At 68.4% G+C, this 24,880-nt stretch carries 23 protein-coding genes, 4 tRNA genes and 1 pseudogene; 19 read left to right on the top strand and 9 right to left on the bottom strand.

Annotated elements, in window-relative coordinates; translation table 11 throughout:
* Positions 1 to 54 precede the first annotated feature (54 nt).
* The 5 genes and pseudogenes from ACFXKA_RS30905 (at position 55) to ACFXKA_RS30885 (ending at position 3,336) form a co-directional block, all read left to right on the top strand.
* On the top strand, positions 55 to 1,233 hold the full coding sequence (locus ACFXKA_RS30905) for a lactate 2-monooxygenase (RefSeq protein ID WP_354838657.1): 1,179 nt from the start codon (positions 55 to 57) through the stop codon (positions 1,231 to 1,233).
* Between the two features lie 172 nt (positions 1,234 to 1,405).
* A complete protein-coding gene (locus tag ACFXKA_RS30900; RefSeq protein ID WP_354839086.1) occupies positions 1,406 to 1,840 on the top strand; it encodes a MarR family transcriptional regulator in 435 nt (144 codons plus the stop codon).
* Between the two features lie 64 nt (positions 1,841 to 1,904).
* Positions 1,905 to 1,989 (top strand) — tRNA-Ser (locus ACFXKA_RS30895).
* Between the two features lie 73 nt (positions 1,990 to 2,062).
* A pseudogene (locus ACFXKA_RS30890) lies at positions 2,063 to 2,172 on the top strand (HoxN/HupN/NixA family nickel/cobalt transporter); the annotation flags it as partial.
* A 114-nt stretch (positions 2,173 to 2,286) separates the two neighbouring features.
* The gene (locus ACFXKA_RS30885; RefSeq protein WP_379429985.1) at positions 2,287 to 3,336 is read left to right on the top strand and encodes an alpha/beta hydrolase; all 1,050 of its coding nucleotides are present in this window, start codon (positions 2,287 to 2,289) and stop codon (positions 3,334 to 3,336) included.
* 27 nt (positions 3,337 to 3,363) lie between these two features.
* On the opposite strand, the gene hisC is transcribed toward ACFXKA_RS30885, so the two are convergent.
* Positions 3,364 to 4,443 (bottom strand): histidinol-phosphate transaminase, encoded by a 1,080-nt coding sequence (gene hisC, locus ACFXKA_RS30880; RefSeq protein WP_379429984.1) that lies wholly within the window; start codon positions 4,441 to 4,443, stop codon positions 3,364 to 3,366.
* Positions 4,444 to 4,608: 165 nt separating this feature from the next.
* Between hisC and ACFXKA_RS30875 the strand changes: the two genes are divergently transcribed.
* The 3 genes from ACFXKA_RS30875 (at position 4,609) to ACFXKA_RS30865 (ending at position 5,585) form a co-directional block, all read left to right on the top strand.
* Complete coding sequence (locus tag ACFXKA_RS30875) at positions 4,609 to 5,298, top strand: dienelactone hydrolase family protein (protein ID WP_354838666.1); 690 nt, start codon at positions 4,609 to 4,611, stop codon at positions 5,296 to 5,298.
* Between the two features lie 88 nt (positions 5,299 to 5,386).
* Positions 5,387 to 5,476: transfer RNA gene (locus tag ACFXKA_RS30870), tRNA-Ser, on the top strand.
* A 36-nt stretch (positions 5,477 to 5,512) separates the two neighbouring features.
* A tRNA-Arg gene (locus ACFXKA_RS30865) sits at positions 5,513 to 5,585 on the top strand.
* 786 nt (positions 5,586 to 6,371) lie between these two features.
* On the opposite strand, the gene ACFXKA_RS30860 is transcribed toward ACFXKA_RS30865, so the two are convergent.
* Positions 6,372 to 6,596 (bottom strand): hypothetical protein, encoded by a 225-nt coding sequence (locus tag ACFXKA_RS30860; protein WP_379429983.1) that lies wholly within the window; start codon positions 6,594 to 6,596, stop codon positions 6,372 to 6,374.
* A 97-nt stretch (positions 6,597 to 6,693) separates the two neighbouring features.
* On the opposite strand from ACFXKA_RS30860, the gene ACFXKA_RS30855 reads away from it, so the two are divergent.
* Both ACFXKA_RS30855 and ACFXKA_RS30850 read left to right on the top strand, forming a co-directional pair.
* On the top strand, positions 6,694 to 7,314 hold the full coding sequence (locus tag ACFXKA_RS30855; protein WP_379429982.1) for a TetR/AcrR family transcriptional regulator: 621 nt from the start codon (positions 6,694 to 6,696) through the stop codon (positions 7,312 to 7,314).
* A gap of 148 nt (positions 7,315 to 7,462) precedes the next feature.
* Positions 7,463 to 8,812 (top strand): flavin monoamine oxidase family protein, encoded by a 1,350-nt coding sequence (locus ACFXKA_RS30850; protein ID WP_379429981.1) that lies wholly within the window; start codon positions 7,463 to 7,465, stop codon positions 8,810 to 8,812.
* Positions 8,813 to 8,960: 148 nt separating this feature from the next.
* On the opposite strand, the gene ACFXKA_RS30845 is transcribed toward ACFXKA_RS30850, so the two are convergent.
* From ACFXKA_RS30845 to ACFXKA_RS30830, 4 genes are all read right to left on the bottom strand, one after another.
* Positions 8,961 to 9,674 (bottom strand): maleylpyruvate isomerase family mycothiol-dependent enzyme, encoded by a 714-nt coding sequence (locus tag ACFXKA_RS30845; RefSeq protein ID WP_379429980.1) that lies wholly within the window; start codon positions 9,672 to 9,674, stop codon positions 8,961 to 8,963.
* Positions 9,675 to 9,701: 27 nt separating this feature from the next.
* Positions 9,702 to 10,427 (bottom strand): DUF998 domain-containing protein, encoded by a 726-nt coding sequence (locus tag ACFXKA_RS30840; RefSeq protein ID WP_379429979.1) that lies wholly within the window; start codon positions 10,425 to 10,427, stop codon positions 9,702 to 9,704.
* 158 nt (positions 10,428 to 10,585) lie between these two features.
* The gene (locus ACFXKA_RS30835; RefSeq protein ID WP_354838687.1) at positions 10,586 to 11,008 is read right to left on the bottom strand and encodes a very short patch repair endonuclease; all 423 of its coding nucleotides are present in this window, start codon (positions 11,006 to 11,008) and stop codon (positions 10,586 to 10,588) included.
* A gap of 50 nt (positions 11,009 to 11,058) precedes the next feature.
* Complete coding sequence (locus tag ACFXKA_RS30830; protein ID WP_379430028.1) at positions 11,059 to 12,201, bottom strand: DNA cytosine methyltransferase; 1,143 nt, start codon at positions 12,199 to 12,201, stop codon at positions 11,059 to 11,061.
* 277 nt (positions 12,202 to 12,478) lie between these two features.
* Here ACFXKA_RS30830 and ACFXKA_RS30825 point away from each other — a divergent pair, with 277 nt between their 5' ends.
* A complete protein-coding gene (locus tag ACFXKA_RS30825) occupies positions 12,479 to 13,081 on the top strand; it encodes a putative glycolipid-binding domain-containing protein (protein ID WP_354838690.1) in 603 nt (200 codons plus the stop codon).
* Here ACFXKA_RS30825 and ACFXKA_RS30820 read toward each other — a convergent pair.
* Positions 13,078 to 14,046, bottom strand: a complete 969-nt coding sequence (locus ACFXKA_RS30820; protein WP_379429978.1) for a prephenate dehydrogenase — start codon at positions 14,044 to 14,046, stop codon at positions 13,078 to 13,080. The two genes, ACFXKA_RS30825 and ACFXKA_RS30820, sit on opposite strands and share 4 nt — an antisense overlap.
* A 58-nt stretch (positions 14,047 to 14,104) precedes the next feature.
* On the opposite strand from ACFXKA_RS30820, the gene ACFXKA_RS30815 reads away from it, so the two are divergent.
* The 3 genes from ACFXKA_RS30815 to ACFXKA_RS30805 all read left to right on the top strand — a co-directional run bounded on the left by ACFXKA_RS30815 (position 14,105) and on the right by ACFXKA_RS30805 (position 15,250).
* Entirely contained in the window at positions 14,105 to 14,644 is a 540-nt protein-coding gene (locus ACFXKA_RS30815; RefSeq protein ID WP_379387572.1) for a tRNA adenosine deaminase-associated protein, read from the top strand.
* A gap of 26 nt (positions 14,645 to 14,670) precedes the next feature.
* Positions 14,671 to 15,108 (top strand): nucleoside deaminase, encoded by a 438-nt coding sequence (locus ACFXKA_RS30810; protein WP_354839092.1) that lies wholly within the window; start codon positions 14,671 to 14,673, stop codon positions 15,106 to 15,108.
* 54 nt (positions 15,109 to 15,162) lie between these two features.
* A tRNA-Ser gene (locus ACFXKA_RS30805) sits at positions 15,163 to 15,250 on the top strand.
* A gap of 214 nt (positions 15,251 to 15,464) precedes the next feature.
* On the opposite strand, the gene ACFXKA_RS30800 is transcribed toward ACFXKA_RS30805, so the two are convergent.
* Positions 15,465 to 16,031 carry a TetR/AcrR family transcriptional regulator gene (locus ACFXKA_RS30800; protein ID WP_379429977.1) on the bottom strand — a complete coding sequence of 189 codons (567 nt, stop codon included), beginning with the start codon at positions 16,029 to 16,031 and terminating at the stop codon, positions 15,465 to 15,467.
* An 88-nt stretch (positions 16,032 to 16,119) separates the two neighbouring features.
* Between ACFXKA_RS30800 and ACFXKA_RS30795 the strand changes: the two genes are divergently transcribed.
* Positions 16,120 to 17,229, top strand: coding sequence for an FAD-dependent monooxygenase (locus tag ACFXKA_RS30795; protein ID WP_379429976.1), 1,110 nt, complete (start codon positions 16,120 to 16,122; stop codon positions 17,227 to 17,229).
* Between the two features lie 75 nt (positions 17,230 to 17,304).
* Here ACFXKA_RS30795 and ACFXKA_RS30790 read toward each other — a convergent pair whose 3' ends face one another.
* Complete coding sequence (locus ACFXKA_RS30790; RefSeq protein WP_379429975.1) at positions 17,305 to 19,632, bottom strand: MMPL family transporter; 2,328 nt, start codon at positions 19,630 to 19,632, stop codon at positions 17,305 to 17,307.
* 222 nt (positions 19,633 to 19,854) lie between these two features.
* Between ACFXKA_RS30790 and ACFXKA_RS30785 the strand changes: the two genes are divergently transcribed.
* The 4 genes from ACFXKA_RS30785 to ACFXKA_RS30770 all read left to right on the top strand — a co-directional run bounded on the left by ACFXKA_RS30785 (position 19,855) and on the right by ACFXKA_RS30770 (position 24,846).
* The gene (locus ACFXKA_RS30785) at positions 19,855 to 20,442 is read left to right on the top strand and encodes a TetR/AcrR family transcriptional regulator (RefSeq protein ID WP_354838708.1); all 588 of its coding nucleotides are present in this window, start codon (positions 19,855 to 19,857) and stop codon (positions 20,440 to 20,442) included.
* A 37-nt stretch (positions 20,443 to 20,479) separates the two neighbouring features.
* Positions 20,480 to 21,040 (top strand): Rrf2 family transcriptional regulator, encoded by a 561-nt coding sequence (locus ACFXKA_RS30780; RefSeq protein WP_354838711.1) that lies wholly within the window; start codon positions 20,480 to 20,482, stop codon positions 21,038 to 21,040.
* A 108-nt stretch (positions 21,041 to 21,148) separates the two neighbouring features.
* Positions 21,149 to 22,882: an ABC transporter ATP-binding protein gene (locus ACFXKA_RS30775; RefSeq protein ID WP_379429974.1), complete on the top strand. Its 1,734-nt coding sequence runs from the start codon at positions 21,149 to 21,151 to the stop codon at positions 22,880 to 22,882.
* Positions 22,879 to 24,846, top strand: a complete 1,968-nt coding sequence (locus ACFXKA_RS30770; RefSeq protein ID WP_379429973.1) for an ABC transporter ATP-binding protein — start codon at positions 22,879 to 22,881, stop codon at positions 24,844 to 24,846. The genes ACFXKA_RS30775 and ACFXKA_RS30770 overlap by 4 nt, the downstream gene beginning before the upstream one ends.
* Positions 24,847 to 24,880: the final 34 nt, after the last annotated feature.

Raw genomic sequence — 24,880 nt, 5'->3', positions numbered from 1 at the left:
AAAGTAACTTCGACCCCCTCCGCGCAGGGGTGGAAGGTACTAGCGTTCGGGGGCATGAGCAGTTTCGTCGATTTCCAGAACGAGATCTATCTCTCCGGCCTAGCGGGCATCGTCCCGGCGCTACCCATGACGGCGGCGGGCCTGGAGGAGAAGGCTCGGGAGGTGCTGGATCCGGCGGCCTTCGCTTATGTGGCGGGCAGTGCGTCCACCGAACGCACCGCGCACGCCAATCTCTCCGCCTTCGAGCGATACCGGCTGCTGCCGCGCGTCTTGCGCGGCGCCACCGGGCCCGGGGCGCGCGACCTGTCGGTGGACGTGCTCGGAACCCATTTGGCCGCACCGATTCTCACCGCGCCGATCGGCGTACTCGGGTTGCTGCACGAGCGCGGCGAGACCCTGGTCGCCGAGGTCACCCGGGAACTGGGCATCGGCATGTGCCTGTCCACCGCCGCCTCCTCCACCATCGAGGAGGTCGGGGCGCGGGCCGGCGACTGGTGGTATCAGCTGTACTGGCCCAATGACATGGAGCTGGCCCGCTCCTTCGTCGAGCGCGCCGAGAAGTCCGGCGCCAAGGCCATCGTCGTCACCGCCGACACCCCCAGTCTGGGCTGGCGGCCGCGCGACCTGCAGCTCGGTCACCTGCCGTTCCTGCAGGGCAAGGGCATTGCCAACTATCTGTCCGATCCGGTCTTCCGCGCCAAGCTCAGCGCCCCGCCGGAGGAGAGCGAGGAGGCGATGCGGGCCGCCGTGCTCACCTGGATCGGACTGTTCGGCAACCACGGTCTGCGCCCGGCCGACATCGCCCGGCTGCGGGACTGGACCGAACTGCCCATCGCGGTGAAGGGCGTGCTGCACCCCGACGACGCCCGCCAGGTGGTCGACGCGGGCGCGGACGCGGTGGTGGTGAGCAATCACGGTGGCCGCCAGGTGGACGGGGCGGTCGGTGCGCTGGACGCGCTGCCGACCATCGTGGCCACCGTCGGCGATCGCGCGGACGTGCTGTTCGACTCCGGCATCCGCACCGGCTCCGATGTCATGATCGCGCTCTCGCTGGGCGCCAAGGCCGTCCTCTACGGCCGCCCCTGGGCGTACGGCCTGGGCCTGGCCGGCGCCGACGGCGTGCGCCACGCGCTGCGCTGCCTGCTCGCGGATTTCGATGCGGCCATGGGACTTTCGGGCTGCACCAGCCTGCACGACCTGAGCCGGACCATGATCTCCACCCATCGCGTTTAGGCCTTCCCGGCGGAAGGAATCCTGCTGTGGGAACGCGTTCGTCCGGGCCGCGAGCTGAGGAGGAGCGATCAAACGCCGTCACAACAACGAGCCGGTGGCCGAGTCCGGAGGCCGGGCCGCGGCCGAACCGCGGTGGCTCACCCCGGAGCAGCAGCGCGCCTGGCGGGCCTACATGGACGGCAGCCAGCGGCTCATGGCCGACCTCAACCGCCAGCTGCAACGCGACTGCGACCTGTCCTTCGCCGACTACCGCATCCTGGTGAAGCTGTCCGAGGCGCCCGGCCGTGCGCTGCGCATGAGTGATCTCGCCGACGGCGTGCTCTCCTCCCGCAGCCGGCTCACCCACCAGATCCGCCGTATGGAGGCGCAGCAGATGGTTCGCCGCCTCGCCTGCGAGGACGACGGCCGCGGCGTGCTGGCCCAGCTCACCGAGGAGGGCCTGCGGCGCCTGCGGGCCGCCGCTCCCGGCCATGTCGCCGCGGTGCGCCGCTGCTTCGTGGATCTGCTCACCCCGCAGCAGCTGGCCGCCGTGGCCGCCGCCCTGGACCTGGTGAACCTGGCCGCCGACCACCGCGCCGGCGCCCGCGCGACAGCCGATCTCGACTGACCGGTCCACCCGAATCGGAAGTGGGAGGCAGACCGCACACGCCATCAGTTAGGATCGATCGCCTGGAAGCGTGGCAGAGCGGCCGAATGCACTCGCCTTGAAAGCGAGCGTCGTGAAAGCGACCGGGGGTTCAAATCCCTCCGCTTCCGCTGAGAACCCGCAGGTGGATAAGGCCTTTCGAGCCCGAGACCGCCTGCGTGGTCATCGTCGTCGACGGATGAGGGTGTCGGCCCGGGTATCACCGCCTGCACCCTCGCCATGCGGCACGCCTTCGACGCCGATCACATCGCCGCCTCGACAACACCACGCGAAAGCTGGTGGCGGACTGCCGAATCTGGTTTTCCTCGTGGGGAACGCGGTCTCGCCGGGGAGTGACGGTTACCGGCAGATGTGGATCGACGTCGTCTGCTGAACGCTGACCGATGGTTTCTGGTAAATGTGGCGGGGTGGCCAGCCGTCGCATCGCGAGTCGCTTGTTCGGTGCCTTCGCGAGCGCTGCCCTACTGGCCGGCGCGGCGACCGTCGAAGCCCCACTCGCCGTGACCGATCCACCCGTGGAGACCGGCTCCAATGAGGAGTCCGCGCCGGGCCTCGATCCGGTCCACCCCCCGCAGGCTCGCATCGAACGGGTCGAGACCGTGGCCGGGAACCTGCTCGCCGTCTTCGTCGCCTCCCCGGCCATGGGCCGCACCGTCGAGGTGCAGGTGCTGCTCCCCGCGCACCGTGACAGCCCCCGTCCGACCGTCTACATGCTCGACGGACGCAGCGCCGCACCCGATGTCAACAACTGGACCGCCCGCGGCGGCGCGTTGTCCTTCTTCGCCGACAAGAACGTGAATGTGGTCTTCACCCTCGGCGGCCCCGCAAGCTACTACACCGACTGGCAGCGCAGCGATCCCAAGCTCGGCACCAATCGCTGGGAGACCTTCCTGACCCGCGAGCTGCCGCCGCTCATCGATGCCCGCTTCGGCGGGGACGGCATGAACGGCCTGGAGGGCGTCTCCATGGGCGCGGAGGCGGCCATGATGCTGGCCACCCGCAATCCGGGCCTGTATCGCGCGGTGGCGGCGCACAGCGGTTGCTACGCAATGAGTTCCGACTTCGGGCAGGCGCAGGCCCGCGCCGTGGTCGGGACCTTCGGCGGGGATCCGGACAATATGTTCGGCCCGTCCGGCGATCCCCAGTGGGCCGACCACGACGTGCTGGCCCGAGCGGAAGCCTTGCGCGGCAAGGCGATCTACCTGTCGTCCGGCAGCGGGCTGCCCGGGGAGCACGACACCCCGGGCAATCCGGACCTGCGCAACGCCGTGCTGTTCGGCGGGCCCATCGAGGCGGGCGCCGACATGTGCACCCGCCAATTGGCAGACCGGCTGGCCCAATTGGCGATCCCGGCCACGGTCGACCGCCGGCCCACCGGAACGCACTCCTGGCCCTACTGGGCCGACGAGCTGCCCCGCTCCTGGCCGACCATGGCCGCGGGACTGGGCATCGGGTAGCGGGCCGTTCAGCCGACGAAATGAGCGTCAGCCGACGAAACGAGCGACGATCTCCGGATCCGTGGCGAAGCGCAGGAAGGCGTCGTTCTCGTGCGGGTCGCCCGCGGTGACGCGGACGCCGTCGGTGCCGTAGGGCCGGATGATGACCCCCGCCTCGGTGCTCGCCGCGCCGTACTCGGCACTGCGGTCGCCCAGTGGCAGCCAGACGAAGTTGGAGTGGCTCACCGGCACCCGGTAGCCCGCCGCGAGCAACGCCTCCCGCATGCGATCGCGTTCGGCCACAACGGCATCGGTGCGCTCCAGCAATTCGTGCCGCGCTTCCAGCGACGCGATGGCCGCCGCCTGCGCCACCCGGCTCACGCTGAACGGGATGTGCACCTTCATGAGCGCGGTGATCACCTCGGGCGCGCCGACCGCGTATCCGACCCGCAGGCCGGCCAGGCCGTACGCCTTCGAAAACGTGCGCAGCACCAGCACATTCGGCCGGGTGCGGCCCAGCTCGACGCCGTCGGGGAAGTCCTCGGCGGGCATCCGCAGGTACTCGAAGTACGCCTCGTCCAGCACCACCAGCACGTCGGCGGGCACCCGGTCGAGGAACTCGACGATCTCCGCCTTGCCGCGGGCGGTGCCGGTGGGGTTGTTCGGGTTGCAGACGAAGACCACCCGGGTGTTCGGGGTGATGGCCGCCGCCAAAGCGTCCAGATCATGGGTGAATTCGCTGTCCAGCGGCACCTGCACCGCCTTGGCGCCCGCCACCTGGGTGACGATCGGGTACGCCTCGAACGAGCGCCACGCGAACAGCACCTCGTCCTCGGGACGGCGGCAGGTGATCTGCACCAGCTCCTGGCACAGCGCCACGCTGCCGCAGCCGGCCGCCACGTTCTCGAGCTCCACACCCAGGAAATCCGCGAGGGCGCCACGCAATTCGACGGCGTGGTTGTCCGGGTACCGGTGCGACAGCTCGACCGCCTCGGCAATGGCCTTGGTCACCGACGGCAGCGGCGGGAAGGTGGTCTCGTTGCTGGCCAGCTTCACCGCGCCGGGGTGGGTCTTGCCGGCGACGTACGCCGGGATGGCATCGAGGTCCGGGCGAATGTGCGCGCTCACCCCTCCACCCTATGTCCCGCTCGCCCGCGACCGCTCCGGGGTGCCGACTGGTTTGCCGATCGGGACTTGCGTGGGACCGAATGGAACTCGGCCGGAATATCTCCGGGATATCGGACCCTGGGAAAGATTTATCTCGTTTTTACCTAGCGCAACTACAGTGGCCCTATGTCGGGCATCTATCGAGATCTCGCCCCTGTGCACGACACGACCACGGTTCCGCTCACTGTGCTAGAACCCGACGGGCATGCGCGCGGCGGCATCGTGGTGTTGCACGAATCACGTGAATTCACCGAGCCATTGCTGGAACTCATGCGTTCGCTCGCCGACGACGGGTGGACCGTCCTGGCCCCCGACCTCTTCCACCGCCCCGCCAACGGCAGCACCCACCCGATCTTCGGTGACGACTTGTTCGCCGCCTTCGACGCCTGCTTCGAGTGGCTCACCGGCCACGGCGTCTTCCGCGACTGCATCGGCGTGCTCGGGTTCGACTCGGCCGGCACCGCCGCCGCCCTCGTCGCCACCAATCGCCGCATCGGCGCGGCCGTGAGCGTCGCGGCCCCCGGCATCGAAACCCCGCTCACCCCGCAGGCCGTCGCGCTGCTCGCCGCCGCCCCCGCGTTCCAGGCCCCCTGGCTCGGCCTCTTCGGCGAGGACGACCCGCTGACCCCGCCCGACCAGGTCGACCGCCTGCGTGAGGCCGCCGCCCACGCCGACGTCGCCACCCTCGTGGTCACCTACCCCGGTCTCCACCACCGCCCCGACCACCCCGGCTTCGACCCCGCCGCCCTCGACGACGTCTCGGTCCTCGACGCGCAAACCAGAATCTACGAATGGTTCGACTCGCACCTACGCTGACCAGCCGATTTGGCCTATTGGTCACCCGCTGTGTAATCTTCTGTCCCGGCGGTTCGAAAGGAACCGGCGCCCTCGAAGAGGGGCACCAGGAGGCGTGCCAGAGCGGCCGAATGGGACTCACTGCTAATGAGTTGTCCCTTCACGGGGACCGGAGGTTCAAATCCTCTCGCCTCCGCCACCGCCCGGTACGCCGGGTGCACATTTGAATAGCCATGCGCCCGTAGCTCAACGGATAGAGCATCTGACTACGGATCAGAAGGTTGGGAGTTCGAGTCTCTCCGGGCGCGCTTCAGCTCAACGGCCCCACACCAGAAGGTGTGGGGCCGTTGGCTTTTGGCGCGTGACCGCGGCGGTCGGAGGCCGAGGGTCTTCAGGATGCCGCCGATGACCGGAATCGAGTCGGCGCTACCGGTGCCCGTCGCCGGGGCGGTGGTCACCTGGATGTCCAGCGGGCCCAGTATCGGTCCCTGGGCGGAAACAAGCATGGCGACTGCCGTGAGGTGGTGGGTTCCTGTGGTCGTCGGGGTCCACTGGACCGTCCATCCAGCAACCCGGAACAGCGCTGACATCGGCGGTGAGCGTGTACGGCTGGCTGACATAGTGCGAGTTGCCGGCAACCGAAATGCTATTGCTCGACAGGTCGGCCGATGCCGCCGGTGCTCCGGCGATCACCGCCGCCATGGCCGCGAATCCGATGACTCCGATGCCCGCCCGACGGATTCGAGTGTTCTTCACGTAGCTTCCCCTTCGATCGAAAAGCGCCTGTTGATCGGCGCTGTCCGCGAAGCTGCAACACCCCACCGACAGTGTGAAACAAGATCATTCACAACCTTTGTCGCATGCACGCGGTTGGCCGGAGGCATCCGTTGCTCATGAGGCCGGCGTCTGCACTGCGTCGTCGGCCCAGTTGTGGGCACAGCGCTCCAGGCGTGAAAGTCGCGTCGGGCCTGTGGATTTCGTGCGCACCGCCCGTTGTCCGCGGATGGATCCGGTGGGATGGAGGCGACGAGGGTCCTATCCTTCGCCGCTTCCACCGGTTGTGCCGACCGGGTTGTGCGGCCGGGGCCGAGTGCTCAGATATCCCCCGCGCTCCGGAGGGTGTTGTACATCTGTGCGGCGCTGGCGATTCCGACCGAGGCGCCGAGGGCGACGCCACCGATGGTGCCGCCGATGGTGCCGCCGGCGAGAGTGCCGACAGAGGCAGCGAGCCCGAACTGTGTTGTGGCGACGGCGAGCGCTCCGTTGAAGTCCGCGGACGCGTCCACGGTGGTGACCCACCGACCGAGAGAATCAGTCATTCGACTGACTCTAATGTGGATCACTGTAGAGTCTGCGATGAGATCGTGACAAGCCCTGTGGTGGCAGAATTTCAGTCAGCGGACCGAGAGAGGTGTCATGGTGTATGTCGAGGCGTCGGTTCGTCGCCAGCAGATGGTGACCGCCGCGCGCAGGGTGCTGTCGCGCGACGGTGTGGCGCGTACCTCGGTGCGCGCGGTCGCCGCCGAGGCCGGGGTCCCGCTGGGCACGATGCAGTATGTGTTCCCGTCCAAGGAGCTGTTGCTGCGCGCGGTGATCGAGGACGTGGTCGACGAGATCGCGGCGGTGCTCGAGGATGCGGCCGAGCTCGAGTACGGGCTCGAGCACGCGATCCGGCGCGGCATCACCAGCTTCTGGTCCCGGCTGGTCGTCGAACAGAAGGACCTGCAGGTCATGCAGTACGAATTGACCACATACGCCCTCCGGGCGCCGGGGCAGGAGAGCTTGGCCCGCCGGCAGTACGAGCGCTACGCGAGCGTCGTCGCCGAATGGTGTCAGCAGGCCGCCCACAATGCCGGCGAAACGTGTGCGGTTCCCTTCGGCCGACTCGGCCGGCTCGTCGTCGCCACCATCGACGGGCTCGTGCTCCAGCATGTGTCCGATCCCAACGTCGCCCGGTCGCGTGAGGATCTCGACGCCGCCATCGACATGCTCGTCGCGCTGGCGGATGTCCGCCGCGGCGCCCGCGCGGGAGCCTGAACCGGCGGCGAAACGCCTCGAGTCGTGCGCCGATCAAGTCGGCCGTATTGGTTTTTTCATGTCCGGGTCCGGGCATTGCGCTGTCCGGAGTCGCGTCGTAGCCTGACTCAAATCAGTCATACGACCGACTTTGCGAAGGAAACCGGAAATGCACGATGTCGACGTCGTCGTAGTGGGGGCCGGCCTCGCCGGCTTGAGTGCCGCGCGCAAGCTTGCCGAGGCCGGTCGGACGGTGACCGTGCTGGAGGCGCGGGACCGCGTGGGCGGCCGCACCGAGGGCGGCGTTCTGGACGGTCATCCGGTCGAGCTCGGCGGGACCTGGCTCGGCGAGGGGCACGAGCAGATGTACGCCCTCGTCGAGGACCTCGGCCTCGAGACGTTCCGCACGTGGAACGACGCGGGCAAGGTCCTCCTGCGGCTCGGCGGGAAGCAGTCGCGCCTGGGCAGCCAGAAGGGCGCGACGCCCAAGCTCAACCCGTTCGCGCTCGCCGACCTGGCCCAGGGCCTCCTGCGGTTCGAGCGGCTCGCGAAGACCGTCGACCCCGCGCAGCCCTGGGCGCACCCCCGTGCGCATGAACTGGACGGCCAGACCTACGAGTCGTGGGTGCGCCGCAACTTGCGCACGCACAGCGGTCGTACCTACTTCCGCGTCGTGGCCGAGGCGCTGCTCTCCGCCGATTCGGTCGACGTCTCGCTTCTGCACATGCTCTTCTACTCGGTGAGCAACGGCGATCTCGAAACCCTCATTTCCGTCGACAAGGGTGCGCAGCAGGACCGGGTCGTCGGCGGCTCGGTCCTCGTCTCCGAGCGCCTTGCCGAGGGGCTCGACGTGCGCTTCGGGTCGCCGGTCACGACGGTCGCCCAGGACGACGACGGCGTCACGGTCACGACCCGCTCCGGCGCGACGCTCTCCGCGCAGCACGTGATCATCGCGGTGCCGCCGACCCTTGCCGGGCGCCTGCACTACGACCCCGTGCTGCCCGCCTGGCGCGACCAGCTGACCCAGAAGCTCCCCGCCGGCACCGTGATCAAGACGTTCGCGTCGTACCCGACGCCGTTCTGGCGCGAGAACGGCCTCAACGGCCAGGCGATCTCCGAGGAAGGCCCCGTCAAGGTGACCTTCGACGTCTCGCCTCCCGGCAGCGAGGTGGGCATCCTGTTGGGCTTCGTCGAGGGCGGCGAGGCGCGCCGGTGGCAGCGGCTGTCCGCGGGCGAACGACGCGGCGAAGTGCTCGGCAGCTTCGTCCGATACTTCGGGCCCGCGGCGGCCAACCCGATCTCCTACGTCGAGAAGGACTGGAGCGCAGAAGAATTCACGCGCGGCTGTTATGGCGCGCATTTCGCGCCGGGCGTGTGGACCAGCTATGGCGACGTGCTTCGTGAACCGATCGGCCGCGTGCACTGGGCCGGGGCGGAGTACGCCGTCGAATGGAACGGCTACATGGAAGGCGCGGTCCGATCCGGCCGCCGCACCGCCGACGAGATTCTGGCCGGATGACCGACATCAACATGACCGATATCGACATGACCGATGTCGGCGCGGCGAGCGTTGAGATCTATTCTGCCGGAACCGGTTTCGCAGACTTCCGGCACGACCGGGCGACCGCGGGGCGCCGAACTCGCCCACGGCAACCCGACTCGCCCGGCTACTTCCAGGCGGACAGGCCGGGGAGGTCGCCGGTGAGGTCGGTGCCGGGGGATCGGCCGATCAGCCAGGCGGCGAGGGCGGCGGTGGGCCCGGTGATGGTCGCGGTCGGGACGCCGACGGTGCCGGTGTAGCCGGAATCGGTGGCGGTGACCGTGAAGCCGGTGCCGTCGGCGGGCTCGACCTCGGTGATGGACTGGGCCAGGAGGCGGGCGGCGAAGTCGGCCGGCCAGTCGGCGGGGGTGTAGCCGATATCGAGATCCACGTGGTGGATCTCCACTTCGAGCAGGCGCATCCAGGGGATGCGGGTGGCGGGGATCTCGCCGCCCTGGCGGTTGCGGACGAGAGTGGGCCAGCGGTCGGCGGGTATGACCCGGGCCAGGTCCAGCCACCGTTCGGCGGAGGCGGTGAAGTCCTCGAGCTGGTCGCGCAGCGGGCGGGGGGCGCCCGCCTCGATGTCTGCCTCGCGGAGGAACTGGCTTGCGTACTGCGGGGTTTCGATGCCGGTGCGGGCCCACAGCAGCAGATTGACCAGGCTGTCGGCATTGCGGGAGAGGTGGGCGAGCACGTGGCCGCGGGTCCAGCCGGGCAACAGTGAGGGTTCCACCAGGTCGGCGTCGCCGAGGGCGGCGATCGCGGGGAGCAGGCGCTCGGTCGCGGCGGCGACGGTGTCGAGCAGGGCTGCGGTGTCGGCGAGTTGCGCATCGCTGGTCACGAGTCCGACCCTACCCAGTCGGAGCGGTCATCGACCGGATGAGCGCGTGGTGTGCCGACGCCGGGTCGGGATTCCGGAATCCCGTTCGGCCACAACGATTTGCACCGCCAGCGCCACCAGCCACAGCGACATGGCCCCGACCTGGATGCGCTGCGCGATGCCCAGGCCGTAGTTGCCGGGCAGATTGTCGGCGATCAGCATCCACGCCGTCACCGCCGAACCGACGATCAGAATCCACAGTCCGGTGTGCCGCAGAATCGGCCAGCGCCGGTATTTGAAGGCGGCCACGGTGAACGCGATCATCGCGATGTAGATGGAGAACACCGCCAGCGTGCTGGTCAGCGCATGGATCTGGTGCAACTGCGGGAACAGGCCGGTGTCCACGTACCGTTTGGGCCCGTTCGGATTGTCCGGCACGATGGGCCATTGCGCGTCCGCGATGGTGGAGGCGCCGAAGCAGGCCAGCGCCGCCCAGCCGATGGTGGAGTACCGCCGCCGCGAGAACAGCAGCAGGCCGCCCAGTCCCGCCACCACCAGCAGCGCGCCGGACCCGGTGTCGCCGGTGGTGAACACCCAGCTGAACGGCGCGCCCTTCTCGGCCAGCTGGCTCAGGAAGGTGTTGGTGGGATTGCTGTGGATCGGGAGGATGAATTCCAGGACCCAGGAGGAATAGCCGAGTCCGGCCACCGCGATCAAGATCGCGATGAACCACCGCAGCACCCGTCGCCATCGCGGCTGGAGACTGTCCTCCACGGGGGCCGCCTCGGCTAGTTTCTGCTCGGTTGGCATCACCGCGCTCGCTTTCGCTGGCCTCGCTTACTCGTACTGCCCTGCCCGCAGCTTCCGATCTGCCCGGACTGGTCGGCTGGTCCGGTCGTAGGACCATTGTCGCCCATGCGCCGGCGCGGACGTCAGACGCCGCGCGCCAAAGCCCGCATCACCAGGTCGGCCGCGGAATCCGTGGTCTCGTGTTCCCAGACCCGCACCACGGTCCAGCCCGCCGCGGCCAGCCGGGCATCGGTGTCGCGATCGCGCGCCACATTGCCCGCCAGTTTGTCGGCCCACCACTGGGCATTGTTCTTCGGGTGCGTCGCGTGCTGCGGGCAGCTGTGCCAGAAGCATCCGTCCACATAGACCGCCACTTTCCGCCGCGGGAACACGAGATCGGCCCGCCGCCGCAGCCCCGGCAGCGGAGCCCGGTCCACGAAGAAGCGTTTTCCGCGCCGATGCAATTCCCGTCGCAGGGCCAGCTCCGGCTTCGTCCCCACGCGCCGCTGCCTGGCCATGCGCGCGCTGGTGGCCGCATCGGTGCCGGGTCGTCGCGCATCCGCCATCGGGCCATCCTCGCCGCGCCCGCCACCGCCGGCAAGGTGCCCCGGAGTTGTCATGCGGCCTCGCGCGGTGCGCCTCCCATGCGTTCGAGATGGTTCTCCACATCGTCGAGGAAGCCCTCGGGGAAGCGCAGCGAACCCATCCGGGTGCGACGCAGGAAGCCCGCGGTCGCCCGCGCGGACAGCAGCCGGGAGTCGTCGAGGAACCAGCGCAGATCCTCGTACGGCGCGTGAACGGGCCAGGTGGACACCGGAACCCGGTACACCTCGCCGCGATGCCCCCAGGCCGCCGTCGGCCAGCTGCGGCGGGTCAGCGGTGCGCCGTCCGGGATCGGGTCGTCGGACGGGTTGGTGACGCGCTCGGCGATCCAGGACGCCATGCGCACACTCACCGCATTGCCGACCAGTTTCCAGCGATGCCCCGGCCGCACCCCGGGCACGGCGAGAGCGGCTGTGGTCCAATCCCGGTCGAAGCCCTGCAGCCGCTCGGCGTCGGTGATGCCGGGCGTGACCAGTTCACCCGAGGGCAGCCGCACCGCGGGCGGGCTCGCAATGCCCAGGGCCGAACCGCCTTTCAGGGTGGGCACGGCATTCACCGCCCAGCCCAGGCCGCGGGTGCCCTCGGTCCAGTAGAAGCCGCACGGATCGTGCGCCGGGTCGCCCACGTCGCGGGGCCCGGCGTCGGCGCCGAACAGGATCGGCCGCGGATCCTCGGTGCGGGAGGCCAGCATCAGCACCCGCTCCCGCCGCTGCGGCAGTCCGAAGGCGCGGGCGTCCACCACCCGGTAGGCCCAGGTGTAGCCGAGGTCGGTGAGCGCGGCGGTGATGTGCCGCATCGCCGCGCCGCCGCCGAGCTGCAGCATGAACGGCACATTCTCGATGAGCAGCCAGCGCGGGCCCTTCTTGCGCTTGACCAGCCGGAACACCTCGTCCACCAAACCCGAACGGGCCCCGGTGATTCCGGCCGTCCGCCCGGCCTGCGACAGATCCTGGCAGGGGAAACCCGCCGCCACCAGCTCCGTCCCCGACGGCAGCGCGCGCAGTCTGGTCACATCGGAATGCAGTGGCACGTCCGGGAAATGCGCGGCCAGCACCGCCTGCGCTCCGGAGTCGATCTCGCACAGCAGTTCACTGCGCCATCCGTGCGCCGCGAGCCCGAGCTCCAGCCCGCCGATGCCGGCGAACAGGCCGACCATCCGCGCGCCCGTCACAACAGTCCCTTTCACCCCGGAGTCCCCCGTGCCCCAGAGCACGTTACTCGAGTCCCCGCACCCCCACCGTGACCAACACCCCTGCCCACCGCCGGTCCAGAGCCCCTCGCTATGACTCGGGGCGGGTGGACGGTCGTCGATGTCGTGCGCGAACGCCGAGAACCGATCGGCACCATTGCATGTTGATCACGATGTGCCGCCGGGGCGGTGATACCGGCCGGGGATCGCGGGTGCGCGGGCGCGGGGAACTACGGTTATAGGCGTGACGGATAACGGGAGTGAGGACGCCAACCCGGCTGCGCCGCGGTGGCCGGCCATTCTCACCTGGCGGGCGCACAACGCGTCGCGCATGGAGTCGGTGCGGGTGGTGCTGAGCGGCAACCGGATTCGCGCCGCGGGCCGCATCATCGCCGGCGATTGCGAGGACCACCCGGCCTTCAGCGCGTCCTACGACCTGGTCACCGACGAATCCGGGGTCACCAAGCGGCTGTCGCTGCGCAGCACCCTCGCTTCGGGGGAACGCCACGCCTCCATCGCCCGCGACGAGGAGAACTACTGGCTCATCGACGCCGGAAACACCCACGTGCGCTCCACCTTCGGCGGCGCGCTGGATGTGGACGTGGTGCTGAGCCCTTTCTTCAACACCCTGCCCATCCGCCGCTACGGGCTGGCCCATGCCAGTGAGGACGTGCAGGTTCCCGTCGTCTACGTGCGCCTGCCCGATCTCCTCGTGCAGGAAGCCGGCCTCGTCTACAGCAGCGGTCCCGACGGCATCCACGTACTCTCGCCCGTCTCCAGCGCGACCGTCACCGTCGACGAGGACGGCTTCCTGCTCGATTACCCCGGCCTGGCCGAACGGATCTAGCTGGGCTCGGGCGCCAGGTCCAGGGTGGTCAGGACACCGCCGGAGCGGCCCGCGTCGATGAGCTTGGTGAGCCAATTGTGGTCGCCGGGGCGCACATCGGTGATGACCCAGCGCTCGTTGGCCTCGTAGTCGTTGCGGGCGTCGTGTCCGGCTTCGGTGAGTTCGGCGATGGTGCCGTTCGCGCGCAGGCTGTCCCGGGCCTGGGTCAGGACCTCGAGGGTGTCGTCGAGTACGTCCAGCAGCGCGGCGGCGTTCGGTTCGCAGATGGCGCGGACCAGGTCGGGGGCGGTGGCGGCGACGCGGGTGCCGTCGCGGAAGGAGCCGGCCGCGAGTCCGAGGGCCAGCGGGCCACCGTTGGAGCCCTCGATGGCGAGGGCCTCGGCGAGGACGTGGGGCAGGTGCGAGATGCGCGCGACCGCGCGATCGTGTTCCACCGCCAGCACCGGGACCACCACCGCGCCGCAGTCCAGCGCGAGCCGCGCGACACGCCGGAAGGGGTCGGCATGTACGCCCGGATCGACGCTCACCGCCCACGCCGCGTTCTTGAACAGGTCGGGAGAGGATGCGGCCCAACCGGATTCGCTGGTCCCGGCCATGGGGTGGCCGCCGACGTAGCGGGCGCCCAGCTCGTGACGCTGCACGGCCGCCGCGACCGGCGCCTTCACACTCACCACATCGGTCAGCACGCAGTCGGGAGCGAAAGTCTTCACATCCGAGAGCACGGCGTCGATGGCAGGCATGGGCACGCCGATCACCACCAGCGCATCGCGGTCGGCCGCCCGCGTGAGCACCGCCTCCACATCGCTGATCACGTCGTATCCGTCCAAGCGGGCGGCCTTCGCGCCGACCTCGGACCGGTTGTAGCCGAACGCCTCGTACCCGGCGACGGCGGCGGCGCGCAGCACCGAACCGCCGATCAAACCGGTACCCAGGACGCAGACAGCTGGTTTCGGAGTGCCCGTCATGCGATCAGATTCGCATACGACTTCAACATTTCCCCCGAAGCGGACTACCGTTGCGGCCATGGCAGCACAGCGCTCGAGCACGAACAGGGCGGCGTCGGATGAGTTCGACGACGTGGAAGGGTTCGCAGTGGCGGTTGTCCGCGAGGAAGCCAACTGGAAAGTGACGCCCCTGAGCGACGCCTCACTGTCCAGTCTGTCCGCGGCCGAGCACGAGCTGCGGGCGTTGCGAAGTTCCGGCGCGGTGTTCGGCCTGCTCGATGTCGACGACGAATTCTTCATCATCCTGCGCCCGGGCCCCACCGGCAGCCGCATCCTGCTGTCCGACGCCACGGCCGCCATCGACTACGACATCGCGGCCGACGTGCTCGAGGAACTCAATATCGAGATTCCCGACATCGACCCGGACGAGATCGACGACGTCGAGCCCTGGGAAGAGGGCGACCTCGGCGTCCTCGCCGATCTCGGCCTGCCCGAGCCGGTGCTGGCGGTCATCCTCGCGGAGACCGACCTGTACCCGGACGAGCAGCTCGGCATGATCGCCCAGCGCCTCGGCTTCGCCAACGAATTCTCCGCGGTCCTGGACAAGCTCCCGCGTTGATCGGCTCGCTCGCCTCGGACGAGGCGATGATGCGGGCCGCCATCGCCGCGGCAGCCGCCGCCGACCCGCGCGATGTCCCCGTCGGCGCGGTCGTCTTCGATGCCCGGGGCCGGGAACTGGCGCGCGCCGCCAATGCCCGTGAGGCCCTGGGCGATCCGACCGCCCATGCCGAGATCCTGGCCCTGCGCGCCGCCGCCCGGGTACTGGGCGACGGCTGGCGCCTGGAGGGCGCGACCCTGGTCGTCACCCTCGAACCGTGCACCATGTGCGCCGGCGCCCTGGTCCTGTCCCGTATCGGCCGCCTGGTCTTCGGCGCCTGGGAACCCAAGACCGGTGCCGTCGGCTCCCTCTGGGACGTGGTCCGTGACCGACGTCTCAATCACCGCCCCCAGGTCCGCGCCGGCGTCCTCGAACCCGAATGCGCCGCTCTCCTCGCCGATTTCTTCGATTCCCACCGCCCCTAGCCCTCTCTCCAGGCGATTTCAGGATCCGGCGGGTGCTCAGGTAAAGTCACCAGCGGTGGCGTGTCCGAGCGGCCTAAGGAGCACGCCTCGAAAGCGTGTGAGGGGTAACCCCCCTCCGAGGGTTCAAATCCCTCCGCCACCGCTGAGGAGCCCCTCACCTGTTCCGACAGGTGAGGGGCTCTTTCTATGTCCTCCATGCGCGCGATCACCCTTATTCGGGCGACAAGGTTCGGTTGAGATCGGCCCGCCCAGGATTCCTTGCGGCGCGGGGCTTTCCGCGTGAGCCGCCGCTGATCCAGATCGCTGGGATCCGGCAGAAACCCCCGCACCGGGAAACCGGTTCGGGGCTTTCCTTTTCAGGGGCGGAGGCCGTCGAGGAGGAGATCGAGGACGCGGTTGATCGCGGCGGGGTAGGGCTCGGTGGGGGCGGCGTAGATCTGCAGGGTCATCAGGCGGGCGATGTCTTCGGGGGTGACATCGCGGCGGAGGGCGCCTTCGGTGTGGGCCCGCGCGGTCAGGTCCGCGATGCGGTCCGTGATGGTGGTGCGGACTTCGGTGAGGGCGGGGTCGGATTTGATGTCGGCGTGGAGGGTGGGTTCGACGGCGGCGGCCAGGGCGCCCAGGCGGAGTTCGGCGCATTCGCGGAGGATGCGGGTGAGGGCTTGCCAGGCGGTGGGGGATTCGCGGTCGGCGGTGGCGGCCAGGTCGGCGAGGGCCGAGAGGTAGGAGTGGGCGGCGGCGGTGATGAGGGCGCCGCGGTCGGGGAAGCGGCGGTAGAGGGTGCCCACGCCGACACCGGCGGCGTCGGCGATGTCCTTCATGGAGACGCTGACGCCCTGTTCGCGGAAGACCTGTTGGGCCGCGGTCAGGATCTGGTCGCGATTGCTACGGGCATCGGCTCTGAGCTCGGCCGTTATCCTCACCTCCGATAGAAATGGACGAAAATCTTCCGGTTAGCGTACCTTGTTGGAAGTGGACGAAAATCGTCCACTTGAATCGAGAGTGATGACGATGAGCAGGACAGTGCTGATTTCCGGGGCGGGCATCGCGGGATCGACCCTGGCGTACTGGCTGGGGCGCAACGGCTTCGACGTGACCGTGGTGGAGCGGGCGCGGGCGCAGCGGTCCAGCGGGAACCCGGTCGACGTGAAGGGACCGGCTGTCGATGTGGCCGAGGCCATGGGGGTGATGCCGCGGCTGCGGGCAGCCGCGTCGCGGGTGGAGCGAATGAGCTTCGTCGATGCGGCGGGACGGGAGCGATCGAGGTTGCGGCTCAGCGCCTTTCAGGGTGGCGCCGGTGACCGCGAGATCGAGCTCGCGCGCGCCGATCTGGCCGCCATTCTCCTCGACGGGGCTCGCGACCATGCCGAAATCCGCTGGGCCGATTCGATTTCCGGGATCACGCAGGATTCGGACGGCGTGGATGTCGTCTTCGAGAACGGCGCGGGTGGGCGCTATGACTACCTGATCGGGGCCGATGGCCTGCACTCGAACGTTCGTCGGCTCGTCTTCGGCGCGGAGGCCGGATTCCTCCGCCACCTGGGCATGTACGTGGCGACCCTGCCGGTGGACCGGGCCTTCGGCGACGAGCGCGAGGTGGTCATGTTCAACCGCCCCGGACAGGCCATCACCGTGCACCCTTCGAAGGGAAAGGCGGTGGCGGCCTTCATGTTCCGCCATGACGCGATCCCGGGCCTCGGCCACCGCGATCTCGACGGGCACAAGCGGCTCATCGCCGGCACCTTCTCCGGGCCGATCGGTATCTTCGGCGACCTGCTCGACCAGCTGAAGGCCGCCGACGACCTCTATTTCGACTCGGTGAGCCGAGTGCGGTTGCCGCGCTGGTCCGATGGCCGCGTCGCCCTGCTCGGCGACGCCGGATCCTGCCTCTCCCTCTTCGGCGACGGCTCCACCCTCGCCATCGCGGCCGCCCACACCCTCGCCGAGGAATTGACTCGCACTCCCGGTCGTCCGCACACCGCCTTCGCCGCCTACGAACAGCGTCACCGCAAACTGGTCGAGCCCAGGCAGCGCGGCATGCGCGCCGCGTCGGCCCTCATGGTCCCCGCGACCTCCGCGGGCATCGTGGTCCGCAATGCCGTCACCCGCGTCATACGATGAAACGAGCGGTGACACAAAAGAACTCGGCCCCCACCCGGGGAATCGGGTGGGGGCCGAGTGGGTTTCGTGCCGGGGTCAGCCGACCGTGACGGGCTGCTTGTCCTCGACGGGGGTGGCGGACTGCTTCAGCTCGGCGAGCTTGGCGCCTTCCACGTCGATGTCGGGGAGGATGCGGTCCAGCCACTTCGGGAGCCACCACGCCCACTTGCCCAGCAGGGCGAGCAGGGACGGGATGAGGACCATGCGGACGATGAAGGCGTCGAAGAAGACACCCGCCGCCATGGCGAAGCCCATGGACTTGGCCACCACGTTGTCGTCGAGCATGAAGGCGCTGAACACCGAGATCATGATGATGGCGGCGGAGGTCACGACGCGGGCGCCGTGGTGGTAGCCGCTGATCATGGCGTCCTTGGCGGACTTGCCGTGCACGTACTCCTCACGCATGCGCGTGACCAGGAAGACCTGGTAGTCCATGGCGAGACCGAAGACCAGGCCGATCAGCATGATCGGCAGGAAGCTCACCAGCGGATGCGCCTCCACCAGGCCGAAGTGGCCCTCCTGGAAGATCAGCACGGTCGCGCCGAAGGTGGCCGCCATGGAGAGCAGGAAGCCCAACGCGGCGGTCAGCGGCACCACGATGGAACGGAACACCAGGAGCAGCAGGATGAATGCCGCGCCGGCCACGATCGCCAGGTACGGAATGATCTTGTCCAGCAACGCCTGCGAGACGTCCGCGTAGATGGCCGTCGTACCGGTGATGCCGTACTCCATGCCGTACTTGTCATGGAACTCGGACTCGGCATTGCGGGCGTTCTTGACCAGGTCCTTGGTTTCCTGGTTGTTCGGCCCGAACTTCGGCACGCCCATGAACATGGCGGCCTGCCCGTCCTGGCTGGGCGCGGCAACGGTCAGGTAGTCCATGGCCGGAGAGGCGGCCAGCTTGGAACGCAGCGCGTCGAGCGCCTCGGTGCGCTGGTTCTCCGGTGTCTTGCTCAGATCCACGGCCACCATCAGGGTGCCGTTCGCGCCCTCGCCGAAGCCCGCGGTCTGCAGGTCGTACGCCTTGCGGACGGTGGTGTGCTTGGGCATCGAGTCGCCGCCGGGCAGGCCCAGCTGCAGGTTCGCCGCCGGTGCGGCCAGCAGGCCGAGCAGCACCACCGAAATGCCGAGCGTCAGCGCGGGCGCCTTACCGATGAGGCGGGCGAAGCGCATGCCGTTGGTGACCGAGTTCTCGTCCTCGGGATCGTGCTTGGCGACCAGCGGCAGTTTCGGCTTGAACAGGAAGCGGCCGAACGCGCCCATCAGCGCCGGCATCAGGGTGACGGCCACCAGCACCGCCATCGCGGCCGAGACCGCGCCGAAGATGCCCATGTAGGTGAGGAAGCTGACACCCACGAAGCTCAGGCCCGCCAGCGCGATGATGACGGTCAGACCCGCGAAGATGACGGCCGAACCCGCGGTGCCGACCGCGGTGCCCGCGGCCTCCTCCGGCGAATTCGACACGGCCAGTTCGTGTTTGTAGCGCGAGACGATGAACATGGCGTAGTCGATGGACAGCGCCAGGCCGATCATGGAGGCCAGGATCGGGGTGAAGGTCGGCACGGTCAGGAAGTGGGTGCCGAACATGATGATGGAGATGGCGGTGCCCACACCGATCAGAGCGGTGAGGATCGGCACGAAGGCCGCCACGATCGCGCCGAACGCGATCACCATGACCACCAGCGCCACCGCGATGCCGATCAGTTCCGAGGAGCCGTTCGAGCCGCCCGGATCCTGCGCGATCGAACCCGTGAGCTCCACCTGCAGCCCGGCCGCGCGGGCCTCGTCGCCCACCTTGTAGGCCGCGTCACGGTCGGCCTGCTTGATGTCGGAGAACTTCGAAATCGTGTACTTGGCCTTGACCGTCGCCACCGAATCCGGGTTCGACTTGTTCAGCACGTTCAGCGGCGCGCTGGAGCAGATCGCGGAGAAGTTCGGGTTGGAGCGGTCCCCGGTGAGGCAGTCGATCCCGGCCGGCGTACCGACCTTCTTGGTGGCGTCGACGGGATTCACCAGCGGCACCGACTTGTCGACGATCGGGAGATCGCCGAGCTTGGTCAGGAACTGCTGCAGCGCGGCGGCGTTCGCGGGATCGGTCAGCTTCTGACCCTCCGGCGCCGCGATCACATAGGTGCCGGTGACGGCATTGGGATCGAAGTCCTTGGACATGCCGGGGAAATGCTCGTCGAGGATTTCCGTGGCCCGCTCCGAAGGCAGGTTCGGCATGGTGAAGGAGTCCTGGAACGGCTTGGCGAGGGCCCCGCCGAGTCCGCCGATGACGAGTAGCGCGGCGATCCACGCCGTGATGACTATCCATTTCCGGCGGAAGGCGAACTTTCCCCACCGATAGAGGTATACGGACACGAGGGGTTCTCCTGGGCGATGGTTTGTGCGGGCGAAAACAGGGTGCTGGTGTGCGAGCGCGTAGACAGCACTGCCGCCGGGAGCTCTGCGGGCTCCCCGCCTCCACGAAACTAAAATCTGCCTACCGTGCGGTAGGTAGACTACCGAGCGAATAAGCGGAGGAACAACCTCGACTCTAGGTGGCGTTGATCGCACACCGAGCGCGGGTGAGAGGATGAGAACATGGGTGGCCAGGTCGGTTCCGGAACAATTGTCGCAGGTAGAAGCACCAAGGACGCGATCCGGGACGCCGCTCTACAGCTGTTTTCGACCAAGGGGTTCGATCACAGCAGCCTGCGCGAGGTCGCCGATGCGGTGGGAATCACAAAAGCCTCGCTCTACTATCACTACGCCTCGAAGGTCGATCTTCTGGTAGCGATCATCGAGCCGATGTTCGAGGAAGTGCGTGATCAGGTCGAGGGTCTCGATGACATTCCGCACACTCCCGAGAACGTGCGCGAGGTGATCCGCCGGCGTCTGCAGTCGACGCTGGCCAACCGTCAGGTCGGCGTGCTCTGCATGCGGGACACCGTCGCGATCGTGAATGCCCTCGGCAACCGCTATCCCGACATGATCCAACTGCATCACCGCATGTGCCGCTGGATGGCCGGGCCCGATGCCGACAATGACACCCTGCTGCGCGCCGCCGCGGCCATGCAGGTGCTCAGCACCGCGATGATGTCCCAGGAGATCGTGCCCGGCACCGATGCCGATCACATCGAGACGACATTGTTGAATGCCGCACTCGGCGTGCTGAATCCGGCGCGATAGGGTTCTCGCTCACCACCGATCTGTCTCAGGAGTTCTCGTGCACATCACCGCGAAGGTCGATTACGCGGTGCGCACCCTTGTGGAAATCGCGAAGGCGCAACCGGATTCGGTGAAGGCCGACGCCATTGTGGCCGCCCAGGACATTCCGCCCAAGGTGCTGGAATCGGTGGTGGCGGATCTGCGCAAGGGCGAACTGGTGGTCAGCCGCCGCGGTCCCGACGGGGGTTATCGCCTGGCCCGCCCGGCCGCCGAGATCAGCATCGCGGATGTGATTCGCGCGGTGGAGGGTCCGCTGGCCTCGGTGCGTGGGCGGCGGCCGGAGGATGTCAGCTACCCGGGTGCGGCCGAACCGCTGCAGCGGGTGTGGATCGGGCTGCGGGTGAACATCCGCTCGGTACTGGAGCGGGTCACCGTCGCCGATATCGCCCACGATCTGCTGCCGTCCTTCCTGGACGAGCTGCTGCACGATCCGGATGCCTGGACCCGCCGTCCCCGCCCGGCGGGCGGACCGGTCGCGGCCGGATCGGCGTCCAATGGCGGATCGCTGAGCGCGCCCGCGGCGGGCGGGTGGCGAGATCTGGATCAGCCCGACATCTGAGCGAACCTGCCGGGAGCGGCCGATCCGCCCCGTGACCCGGGCCGTTGCCCGGCAGCGCCGCACAACGTCGCGGCGAGCTCCGGAGGATGACGGTAGCCTGCCAGCATCATGTTGATCCGACTTCTACGCACCTTCCTCTGGCCCTACCGCAAGCAATTGGCGGGGGTCGTCGTGCTCCAGCTGATCTCGGTCATCGCCATGCTGTACCTGCCCACGCTGAACGCCGACATCATCGACAACGGCGTCACCAAGGGCGATATCGGCTACATCTGGTCCACCGGCGGGTGGATGCTGCTGGTGACGGGCATCCAGATCGCCGCTCAGGCCGTCTCGGTGTACCTGGGCGCGCAAGCGGCCATGGGCGCGGGCCGCGATATGCGCGCGGCGCTGCTGCACCGGGTCGGCACCTTCTCCGCGCGGGAGGTCGGCGTGTTCGGCGCGCCGTCGCTGATCACTCGCAATACCAATGACGTCGGCCAGGTGCAGCTGCTCGTGCTGATGAGCGCCACCATCCTGGTGATGGCGCCGATCATGTGCATCGGCGGCATCTTCATGGCGCTGCGCGAGAGCTTGCAGCTGTCGTGGCTGCTGCTGATCGCGGTGCCGGCGCTGGGCCTGTCGATGGCCCTCATCATCAGCCGCATGGTGCCGGGCTTCCGGCGCATGCAGGAGCGGATCGACGCGGTGAACCGGGTACTGCGCGAACAGATCACGGGCATTCGCGTGGTGCGGGCCTTCGTGCGGGAGCGGCAGGAGACCTGGCGCTTCGGGGTCGCCAATACCGAGCTGACCGAGCAGTCGCTCTATGTCGGCAAGTACATGGCCCTCATGTTCCCGGCCGTCATGCTCATATCGAACGTCACCACGGTCGGTGTCATCTGGTTCGGCGGCCACGCGATCGACAACGGGGAGATGCAGATCGGCTCGCTCACCGCGATGCTGGCCTACATCATGCAGATCCTGATGGCGGTCATGATGGCGTCCTTCCTGGCCATGATGGCCCCGCGCGCCGCCGTCTCGGCCGAGCGCATCGGCGGGGTGCTGGACACCGAGTCCTCGGTGTCGGAACCGCGGCTGCCGCAGCCGTTCAAGGGTGATCCCGGCACGGTGGATCTGGCCTTCGCGGAGTTCAAGTTCCCGGGCGCCGAGAAGCCGGTGCTGCGGGCCATCCGGTTCGACACCCGGCCGGGCACCACCACCGCCATCGTGGGCGCGACAGGTGCCGGAAAGACGACGCTGATCAACCTGATTCCGCGGCTGATCGATGTCACCGACGGCGCGGTCTACGTGGGCGGCACCGACGTCCGGCACCTGCCCCTGGAGACACTGCGCTCCGAGATCGGCCTGGTGCCGCAGAAGGCGTATCTGTTCTCCGGCACCGTGGCCTCCAACCTGCGCTACGGCAAGCCGGACGCCACCGACGCGGAGCTCTGGCACGCGCTCGAGATCGCGCAGGCCGCCGATTTCGTGCGCGAGATGCCGCAGGGCCTGGAAACGCCTGTGGCACAGGGTGGTACGACCGTCTCCGGTGGTCAGCGCCAGCGGCTGGCCATTGCCCGCGCGCTGGTGCGCAAGCCGCGCATCTACCTGTTCGACGACTGCTTCTCCGCCCTCGACGTCGCCACCGACATGCGGGTGCGCGAGGCGCTCCGGCCGGAGACCTCGGACGCGTCGGTCATCATTGTGGCGCAACGGATCTCGACGATCCGCGACGCCGATCAGATCGTGGTGCTGGAGGACGGCGCGATGGCCGGCATCGGCACCCACGAGCAATTGCTGCGCGACTGTCCCGAGTACCGCGAGATCGTGGAGTCGCAGTTCAGCGCGGAGGAGGTGCGATGAGGCCCGGAGCCGTCAATCCCGGTGCGCCGGATGCCAAGGCGAAGTCCTTCGGCCCGTCGCTGAAGCGCCTGCTGCGCATGCTCGCGCCCGACCGGTTCTATCTGGTCGTGGTCTTCCTGCTGGCCGTGGGTTCGGTGGTGCTCAACACCCTGGGCCCGCAGATCCTCGGCAAGGCCACCAACCTCATCTTCGACGGTGTGGTCGGCAAGCAGCTGCCCCCCGGGCAGAGCAAGGACCAGCTGGTCGAGGGGCTGCGCGCGAACGGCAACAACACCTTCGCGGACATGCTGGCCAGCATGAACGTGATTCCCGGTACGGGAATCGATTTCACCGCGGTCGGCCATGTGCTGGCCTGGGTGCTGGCGCTCTATATCGGCGCCTCGGTGTTCGGCTGGCTCGAAGCCCAACTGCTGATCATCGTGATCAACCGGACCGTGAAGCGGTTGCGCGCGCAGATCGAGGAGAAGATCCACCGGCTGCCGCTGCGCTACTTCGACTCGATGCCGCGCGGCGATGTGCTCTCCCGCGTCACCAATGACGTCGACAATGTGGCGCAGACGCTGCAGCAGACCATGTCCCAGCTGATCATCAATGTGCTGTCGGTGATCGGCATCCTGATCATGATGTTCTGGATCTCGTGGCTGCTGGCCCTGATCGCGCTGCTGACGGTGCCGCTGGCGGTCATCGTGACCGCGCAGATCGCCAAGCGCTCCAAGCCGCACTTCGTGGACCAGTGGAAGCTCACCGGCGAGGTCAATGCTCAGGTCGAGGAGGCGTTCACCGGGCACGAGGTGGTCAGCGCCTTCGGCCGGGTGCGTGAGGTCGGCGAGAAGTTCGACGAGACCAACGACAAGCTCTACAACTCCTCGTTCAAGTCGCAGTTCATCTCCGGCCTGATCATGCCCGCCATCATGTTCCTCGGGAATCTGAACTACGTGCTGATCGCCGTGGTCGGTGGTCTGCGGGTGGCGTCGGGCAATCTGTCGCTGGGTGAGGTGCAGGCGTTCATCCAGTACTCGCGCGGATTCACCCAGCCGCTCACCCAGATCGGCTCGATGATGAACCTGCTGCAGTCGGGTGTGGCCTCGGCGGAGCGGATCTTCGAGATCCTCGACGCCGAGGAGCAGTCGGCGGATCCGGATCCGGAGGATTCGCGGCCGGTGGATCGTGGCCGGGTGGCGTTCGAGGACGTGTCCTTCCGCTACGAGGCGGAGACGCCGATCATCGAGGATCTCTCGCTGGTGGCCGAACCGGGGCACGTGGTGGCCATCGTCGGCCCGACCGGCGCGGGCAAGACCACGCTGGTCAATCTGCTCATGCGGTTCTACGAGGTGGATTCCGGCGCCATCACCATCGACGGCGTCGACATCACCCGCATCACCCGCGACCACCTGCGGTCGCGCATGGGCATGGTGCTGCAGGACACCTGGCTGTTCGGCGGCACCATCCGGGAGAACATCGCCTACGGCAATCCCGGTGCCACCGAGGAGGAGATCCTCGAGGCCGCCCGGGCCGCCTATGTGGACCGGTTCGTGCACGCGCTGCCGCACGGGTACGACACCGTCATCGACGAGGAGGGCTCCGGCGTCAGCGCCGGTGAGAAGCAGCTCATCACCATTGCCCGCGCCTTCCTGGCCAGGCCGTCCATCCTGATCCTGGACGAGGCCACCAGCTCGGTCGACACCCGCACCGAGCTGCTGGTGCAGCACGCCATGGCGGCGCTGCGCCGGGATCGCACGAGTTTCGTGATCGCGCACCGGCTTTCGACGATCCGCGATGCCGACACCATCGTGGTGATGGAGAAGGGCAGGATCGTCGAGCAGGGGACGCACGAGACGCTGCTGCGGTCCCGGGGCGCGTACTACCGGCTCTACGACGCGCAGTTCGCCGCCGCCCTCACCGATGGCGAGGGCAACAATGTGGACGATCCGGAACCCGATGCCGTGGTGCTCAGCAAGAGCTGACGGCTCGATCCTCCACTGAGGACGGTCCCTCCCC

The sequence above is a fragment of the Nocardia sp. NPDC059228 genome (genome assembly GCF_042754245.1).
GTDB lineage: Bacteria > Actinomycetota > Actinomycetes > Mycobacteriales > Mycobacteriaceae > Nocardia.
Note: the sequence above shows the minus strand (reverse complement) of the source record. Positions and strands in the feature narration are given on the sequence as shown.